The 7,831-nt window shown below is 68.1% G+C and carries 5 protein-coding genes; all 5 read left to right on the top strand.

Annotated elements, in window-relative coordinates; genetic code table 11:
* The first annotated feature begins 316 nt into the window (after nt 1-316).
* The 5 genes from O0J73_RS20335 (at nt 317) to O0J73_RS20355 (ending at nt 7,668) form a co-directional block, all read left to right on the top strand.
* Nucleotides 317-532: a hypothetical protein gene (locus O0J73_RS20335; protein WP_006452005.1), complete on the top strand. Its 216-nt coding sequence runs from the start codon at nt 317-319 to the stop codon at nt 530-532.
* 207 nt (nt 533-739) lie between these two features.
* Nucleotides 740-3,139 carry a Tex family protein gene (locus O0J73_RS20340; RefSeq protein ID WP_308309494.1) on the top strand — a complete coding sequence of 800 codons (2,400 nt, stop codon included), beginning with the start codon at nt 740-742 and terminating at the stop codon, nt 3,137-3,139.
* A gap of 208 nt (nt 3,140-3,347) precedes the next feature.
* Nucleotides 3,348-5,531, top strand: a complete 2,184-nt coding sequence (locus O0J73_RS20345; RefSeq protein ID WP_197564855.1) for a PAS domain S-box protein — start codon at nt 3,348-3,350, stop codon at nt 5,529-5,531.
* A gap of 96 nt (nt 5,532-5,627) precedes the next feature.
* Nucleotides 5,628-6,311: a response regulator transcription factor gene (locus O0J73_RS20350; RefSeq protein WP_006462017.1), complete on the top strand. Its 684-nt coding sequence runs from the start codon at nt 5,628-5,630 to the stop codon at nt 6,309-6,311.
* Nucleotides 6,289-7,668, top strand: coding sequence for an ATP-binding protein (locus O0J73_RS20355; protein WP_308309496.1), 1,380 nt, complete (start codon nt 6,289-6,291; stop codon nt 7,666-7,668). Before O0J73_RS20350 ends, O0J73_RS20355 begins: the two co-directional genes overlap by 23 nt.
* Nucleotides 7,669-7,831 lie beyond the last annotated feature (163 nt).

The raw sequence follows: 7,831 nt of genomic DNA on the forward strand, positions 1-7,831 counted from the left end.
GGGCTTAGCCGCGGCATCCATGCCGTGGATACCCCGCCACCCTCACCCACCCCGACCGACCCAATCACATGAAACGCATTCTGCGACCAAGCCACGAGGGGCTGCGCCGTTGGCGGGAATCCCTCGGAATTCGTTAGCCGGAAGTTAAAGATCCGTAAGCATTCTGCTGCGATCCCGCAGTCATCTGCATGCAACCGATCGTCATTAGCCTTCGTGACGTTCCAGTCAGGTTCGACGCGGTAAGCTCTCCCTCGATGAGCTCGCAGCATCGCTCATCGAGTGCAGTACGCAGTAGCAATTTGGAGGAATACATCACATGGCAATCGTTCTTTATGTCGGTGGTAGCAAGGATGGCGAGAAGGGCGTGGTGCCCTACGGCTTCAGCAAATCCCGCGCCGACACCGCGCTGGGGCCTGAGTTCTACACGGAGCGGTTCATGGAACTGCAGGGTGTCGGCAAGGTCCGCCTGATGGCCCTGGAAAGCATGCGTGACGACATCGTCATGCAGCGCGCCGCCCGCCACTACCGCTGACCTTCGCAACACGCGGCAGGGCGCGCCCACCATCGTGCGCCCGCGCCGGCATCCCAGCCCAGGGCCGGTCCGAGCCCTCTCTCCGCCAGGATGCCGGCGTCCACTCCGGGTACGCCGCTGAACCTCGCCCCCTGTCAATGCCTTGTCCGGCTCCGCCGTCGGTTGCCAGAATGGGGTCTTCCCGTTACGCGGCACAGACCTGAAGCAATGCACGACGCCAAGAACGCCCAGAGCGCGCTCGCCCAGCAGATCGCCCAGCAGATCGCCCAGACCATCGCCGACGAGATCGGTGCCCAGTCCGCCCAGGTACGTGCCGCCGTCGGCCTGCTCGACGAGGGCGCCAGCGTTCCGTTCATCGCGCGCTACCGAAAGGAAGTGACCGGGGGCCTGGACGACACCCAGCTGCGCAACCTGGAAGTGCGATTGACCTACCTGCGCGAACTTGAAGACCGGCGCGCGGCAGTGCTGGCCAGCATCGGCGAGCAGGGCAAGCTCAGCGACGAGCTGCGCAACGACATCCTGGCGGCCGATACCAAGAGCCGTCTGGAAGATCTGTACCTGCCGTACAAGCCCAAGCGCCGTACCCGTGCGCAGATCGCCCGCGAGGCCGGGCTGGAGCCGCTGGCCGATGGCCTGCTGGGCGATCCGACGCAGGACCCGCAGGTGTTTGCGGCCAGCTTCGTCGATACCGACAAGGGCGTGGCCGATACCAAGGCAGCGCTGGAAGGCGCGCGCGCGATCCTGATGGAGCGCTGGGGCGAAGATGCCGCGCTGGTGGGTGAACTGCGCACCTGGTTGGGCGACACCGGGGTGATCCGCGCCCGCGTGGCCGAGGGGAAGGAAACCGAGGGCGCCAAGTACCGCGACTATTTCGAGCATGCCGAGGCACTGGCGAAGATCCCGTCGCACCGGTTGCTGGCGCTGTTCCGCGCGCGGCGCGAGGAAATCCTGTTCCTGGAGCTGGACCCGGGCAGCGATGCCGAGGCCGGCCACCAGTACGCCGAGGGGCGCGTGGCGCGCAAGGCCGGCATCGCCGACCAGGGCCGCGCCGCCGACCGCTGGCTGCTGGATGCCTGCCGCCTGACCTGGCGCGCCAAGCTGCACACCCACCTGTTGCTGGACCTGTTCAACCAGGCCCGCGAGAAGGCCGAAGCCGAGGCCATCGCAGTCTTCGGCGACAACCTCAAGGATCTGCTGCTGGCCGCGCCGGCGGGTCCGAAGACCGTGCTGGGCCTGGACCCGGGCATCCGCACCGGCTGCAAGATCGCCGTGGTCGATGCCACCGGCAAGCTGGTCGCGACCGACACGATCTATCCCCACGAGCCGCGCCGGCAATGGGACCAGTCGCTGCAGACGATCAAGCAGCTGTGCGCCCAGCACAACGTGGAACTGATCGCGATCGGCAACGGTACCGCCAGCCGCGAGACCGACAAGCTGGCCGGTGAAGCGATCAAAGCGGCCGCCAACCCGAAGCTGCAGAAGGTGGTGGTCAGCGAGGCCGGCGCGTCGGTGTACTCGGCGTCCGAGTTCGCGGCCAAGGAATTCCCGGGCCTGGACGTGTCGCTGCGCGGCGCAGTGTCGATCGCGCGCCGACTGCAGGATCCGCTGGCCGAACTGGTCAAGATCGAACCCAAGGCGATCGGCGTCGGCCAGTACCAGCATGACGTGGACCAGTACCGCCTGGCCCGGGCGCTGGACGCGCGGGTGGAGGACTGCGTGAACGCGGTCGGCGTCTACGTGAACACCGCCTCGGCCGCGCTGCTGTCACGCGTGTCCGGCTTGTCAGCCACGGTGGCCGAGAACATCGTCCGCCATCGTGACGACAACGGCCCGTTCAAGCGCCGCAAGGACCTGCTGAAGGTCGCGCGCCTGGGCGAAAAGACCTTCGAGCAGTGCGCCGGCTTCCTGCGCATCGCCGATGGCGACCAGCCGCTGGATGCCTCAGCGGTGCACCCGGAAGCCTACCCGGTAGTGGAGCGCATCGTGGCCAGCACCGCGCGCCCGATCAAGGCGCTGATCGGCGACGGCAGCTTCCTGCGCGGGCTGAAGGCCGAGCAGTTCACCGATGCGACCTTCGGCGTGCCGACCGTGCGCGACATCCTCAAGGAACTGGAGAAACCGGGCCGCGACCCGCGTCCGGAGTTCAAGGCCGCACGCTTCGCCGAGGGCGTGGAGGACATCAAGGACCTGCGCGAAGGCATGGTGCTGGAAGGCGTGGTGAGCAACGTGGCGGCCTTTGGTGCTTTTGTCGATATCGGCGTGCACCAGGACGGCCTGATCCATATCTCGGCGCTGTCCGATACGTTCGTGAAAGACCCGCGTGACGTGGTCAAGGCCGGCGACATCGTCAAGGTGAAGGTGCTGGAAGTGGACGTGGCGCGCAAGCGCATCGCCCTGACCCGGCGCCTGGACGACACCCCCGGCCAGGCCACCAGCCGCCCGGGCCAGCGCGACGAGCGCGGCCAGGGGCAGGGGCCGCGCCGCGACGCGGGCAGCCAAAACCGTGGGCCGAACCGCGGCCAGGGCAATGGCGGCCGCCCCGGCGCGTCGGCAGCACCGGCCAACAATGCCCTGGCCGAAGCCTTCGCTCGCGCCAAGCGCAGGTGAGGATCGTGGCCCCCGTCACGGTTGATCCGGGGCGGGGGGCTTGTCGGTTTTCCCCGTGATTGCGCACACTGGCGCTTGAGGGGAGGCGTTCGGCCCCCCCGCTGTCGCTGGGGAGGGCCATGACGCCAGCACGACCCGCCGTCTTCGTTGCAGGCTGCAGCGCGCCGCTGCGGCAGACGCGTGCCTGCGCGGGCCGGGGAACGGGTTGATGGCGGGCCAGGGAAACAACGGCAACGGGCTGCTTGAACGACGCCTGCAGGAGTTGGCCGAAGAGCGCCGCCGGCTGGCGATGATCATCGACGGCACGGCGGCCGGCACTTGGGAATGGAACGTGCAGACCGGCCAGATGCGGGTCAATGCACGCTGGGCCGAGATCGTTGGCTACCGCCTGGAAGAGCTGCAGCCGATCTGCCAGGAGAACTTCCTGAAGCTGGTGCATCCGGATGACATCGCGTTGTCGGATGCCGCGCTGGAGGATCATTTCGCGGGGCGCAGCGACAACTACGCCTGCCTGCTGCGCATGCGGCACAGGAACGGCCAGTGGATCTGGATCCAGGACCGCGGCCGGGTCTTCGAATGGGATGGGCAGGGCCGGCCGCTGTGGATGGCCGGCGCGCATGCCGATGTGACCGAACTGCAGCAGGCGCGGCAGGATGCGGCCGAAACCCGCCAGCGCCTGCAGGCGGTGGTTGATGCGTCCGATGAGGTGGCGGTGATCGCCACCGATACCGATGGCACCATCACCCTGTTCAATACCGGTGCGCAGCGCCTGCTGGGCTACAGCGCAGCGGAGGTGGTCGGCCAGCGCCGGCTCGACGCCTTCCATGATCCGGCCGAGCTGAACGCCTGGCTGCAGCCGCTGGCCGATGCCGAGGGCAATCTTCCGGGCGTGTTCGAAGCGCTGAGTGCGCGTGCCGACGGGCAGACCTACTCGCGGCAGTGGACGCTGCTGCGCAAGGATGGCCAGCCACGGCAGGTGCGCCTGTCGATCAGCCGCATGGATGGGGCCAACGGGGTGCGCATCGGCTATGTCGGCATGGCCATCGACATCACCGAGATCCTGCAGGCCCGCGCCGAGGCCCGCTTGTCGGCGGAGAAGTTCGCCGGTGCGTTCACATCCGCCGCGCTGGGCATGGCCCTGGTTTCGCTGGAAGGGCGCTGGCTGGACGTCAACGACGCGCTGTGCCGGATCCTGGGCTATCCGCGCGAAGAGCTGCTGCAGGTCGATTTCCAGCGCCTGACCCACCCCGACGACCTGCAGGCCGATCTGGCGCTGGTGCACGACCTGCTGGCCGGGCGGCGCAGCCACTATCACCTGGAAAAGCGCTATCTCGACCGCGACGGCCGGGTGATCTGGGCACGCTTGTCGGTGTCGCTGGTGCGCAACGAGCATGGCCAGCCGCTGCATTTCGTGTCGCAGATCCAGGACATCACCGCCCAGCGCAGCAGCGAGCAGCGCTTGTTCGAGAGCGAGCAGCGCAGCCGGCTCACGCTTGATGCGGTGGCTGACCTGGTGCTCAGCGTCAACCTGGATGGCCGTATCGACTATGCCAATGCTGCGGCCGTGCGCATGCTGGCCGGCGATGGTGCGATGTCGCTGGCCGGGCACAAAGTGCAGGACGTGCTGGAACTGACCACCGAATACGCACCGGGCTCGGTGCTGGACGTCTCGGTGCTGCTGGACCCGGAAAGCAATGCCGTGGACCTGCATGCCGATCTGCTGCTGCGGCTGGGCACGGCAACGGTACCGGTGGACCTGACCCGCGCGTGGCTGCGCGATGACGAAGGCCATGTGCGCGGTGCGGTCTGGGTGCTGCGTGACGACACCCAGCAGCGTGCGCGCCAGCGCGAGGCGCGGCACCTGGCCGAGATCGACCCGCTGACCGAGCTGAGCAACCGCCGTGGTTTCGAAGTACACCTGCAGCAGGCCATCACCCGCGTCGAGCGTACCGGCCAGGCGGCCTCGCTGATGTACATCGACCTGGACCGCTTCAAGCCGGTCAACGACACCTGGGGCCATCTGGCTGGCGATGCCGTGCTGTGGGCGGTGGCCAGTGTGCTGCGCCACGGCGTGCGTGACTCGGACGTGGTGGCGCGGCTGGGCGGCGACGAATTCGCGGTGATCCTGTCCGGCTGCACGCCGCGCCGTGCCGCGCGCATCGGTGGCGAACTGCTGCATACGCTGGCATCGCTGTCCATTCCCTGGGACCAGGACCGGCTGCGGGTCGGTGCCAGTATCGGTGTCGCGCCGCTGGCCGGCGGCATGAGCGTGGACCAGGCTGTGGCCGCGGCCGACGCCCAGTGCTACCGGGCCAAGGCGATGGGCCGCAACAACGTGCAGGTGCAGGGCGAGCTGTCCGAGCTGCCGGGTGACGACGGCGAAACGGGCTGAACCGGCCCGCACCCGCGGGTGCGGATGAAGGATGTTTCATTTGCCCGCGCCGGCTGATTTGGCGAGCATGGGCCAGTCTCGACTCCAGCGGTGCCCATGTCGCGCGTATTGACCATCGAGGATGACGCCATCACTGCCCAGGAAATCGTGGCGGAGCTGGGCAGCCATGGCCTGCAGGTGGACTGGGTGGCCGATGGTCGTGAAGGCCTGGTGCGCGCGGCCAGCGGTGACTACGACGTGATCACGCTGGACCGCATGCTGCCCGGCCTGGACGGCCTGGCCATCGTCACCACGCTGCGCCGGATCGGCATTGCCACGCCGGTGCTGATGCTCAGCGCGCTGTCGGACGTGGACGAGCGCGTGCGCGGCCTGCGTGCCGGGGGCGATGACTACCTGACCAAGCCGTTCGCCTCCGATGAGATGGCCGCGCGGGTGGAGGTGCTGCTGCGCCGCCGCCAGCATCCAGCCAGCAACGAGACGCTGCTGCGCGTGGGGGACCTGCAGCTGGACCTGCTGGCGCGCACTGCCCACCGTGGCGCGCGCAGCCTGAGCCTGCTGCCGACCGAGTTCAAGCTGCTGGAGTACCTGATGCGCAACGCCGGGCAGGTGCTGACCCGGATGATGCTGTTCGAGGAGGTGTGGGGCTATCACTTCGACCCCGGAACCAACCTCATCGACGTGCATATCGGTCGCCTGCGGCGCAAGCTGGACCACGCCGATGCGCCGTCGCTGATCCGAACCGTGCGCGGCAGTGGCTATGTCCTCAGCGAAGCTGTCTGACGGCTGGCGTTCGTCCAGCAGCCGCCTGCTGGGGCTGTACAGCCTGCTGTTCGTGGCCTGGTCGTGCGTGCTGCTGGGGGTGCTGTATTGGCGGGTGTCGCTGTACCTGGACGAGCTGGCGCAGTCGGCAGTGCTGCAACGTGCGCACCTGTTCGAGCACTTCACCGGCGATGGGTTGACCGCGGCGCTGCGCGAGAACCGCCGCTACGACCTGCACGGCATCGATGCCTATGGGTTGTTCACGCCCGACGGAAAAGCGCTGGCGGGCATGCTGAAGTCGCTGCCGGCACAGCTGCCGCTGGATGGCAGCGCGCATCCGGTTTCCGGCCTGCCGATCACCGAGGCCTACGCGCGCGGCAAGCGTGGCTTCGGCCTGGCGATGCCCACCCGTGACGGCCGCATCCTGGTGCTGGTGCGCTACAGCGGGCCGTTGAACGAGGTCAATCATCTGATTCTTGATGCGCTGCTGTGGGGTGTTTCGCTGACCCTGTTGCCAGGCCTGCTGGGCTGGCAGTTGTTGCGGCGCCGGCCATTGCGCCGCATCCAGGCCATCGAGCAGGCCACTGCGCGCATCGTCGCCGGCGATCTGGGCCAGCGCCTGCCGTTGGCCAACCGCCGCGATGAACTGGACATGCTGGCGACCATCGTCAACGCCATGCTCGACCGCATCGAGCAGCTGATGACCGAGGTCAAAGGGGTGTGTGACAACATCGCCCACGACCTGCGCACCCCGTTGACGCGCGTGCGCGCGCAGCTGTACCGCATGCGCCAGCAGGTGCAGGAGGAAGACCCGCAGGCAGTGGCGCTGGAGCAGGTGCTGGAAGAAACCGACACGTTGATGGCACGCTTCCGCGCGCTGCTGCGGATCTCCGAGCTGGAGGATCACCAGCGTCGTTCCGGCTTCGCCACGCTGGCGCCGGACACGCTGCTGCAGGAGATCCACGCCTTCTATGCACCGCTGGCGGAAGAGAAAGGGCAGGCGTTGCTGCTGGAGTTGGCCGCCGATCTGCCTGGCGTGATGGGGGATCGCGGCCTGCTGTTCGAAGCGATCGGCAACCTGCTCGACAATGCGATCCGGTTCGCACCGGAGGGCGGCGGCGTGCAGCTGTCGGCGCGGGTGGAAGACGGCGCGACCTGCATCGCGGTGGAGGATTCCGGGCCGGGCATACCCGCGATGGAGCGCAGCCTGGTGTTCCAGCGTTTCCATCGGGCGGAGGCGAGCAAGGGCGGTGGATTCGGCCTGGGCCTGTCGATCGTGGCAGCCATTGCGGGCCTGCATGGGTTCCGCCTGCAGGTGACGTCGTCCACGCTGGGCGGCGCACGCTTCAGCCTGCTGTGCCGGCCGCAGGTGCTGTAGGGGTGTTTTTCTGCAGGGCTTGCAGCCCTGCACCTGCCGCAATCAACGTCAACGTCAAAAGCGGGCAGTCCGTGGGTTGGCGGGGTGGGTCCGGTTGCGGGGGACGCCGCAAGTCCCCCTCCGGGGCCCGGCCCAGCCGCTGGCGGCTGTGCGTTCGGGCGCT

This window comes from Stenotrophomonas sp. Sm6012 (assembly GCF_030985895.1).
Taxonomy (GTDB): Bacteria; Pseudomonadota; Gammaproteobacteria; order Xanthomonadales; family Xanthomonadaceae; genus Stenotrophomonas; species Stenotrophomonas forensis.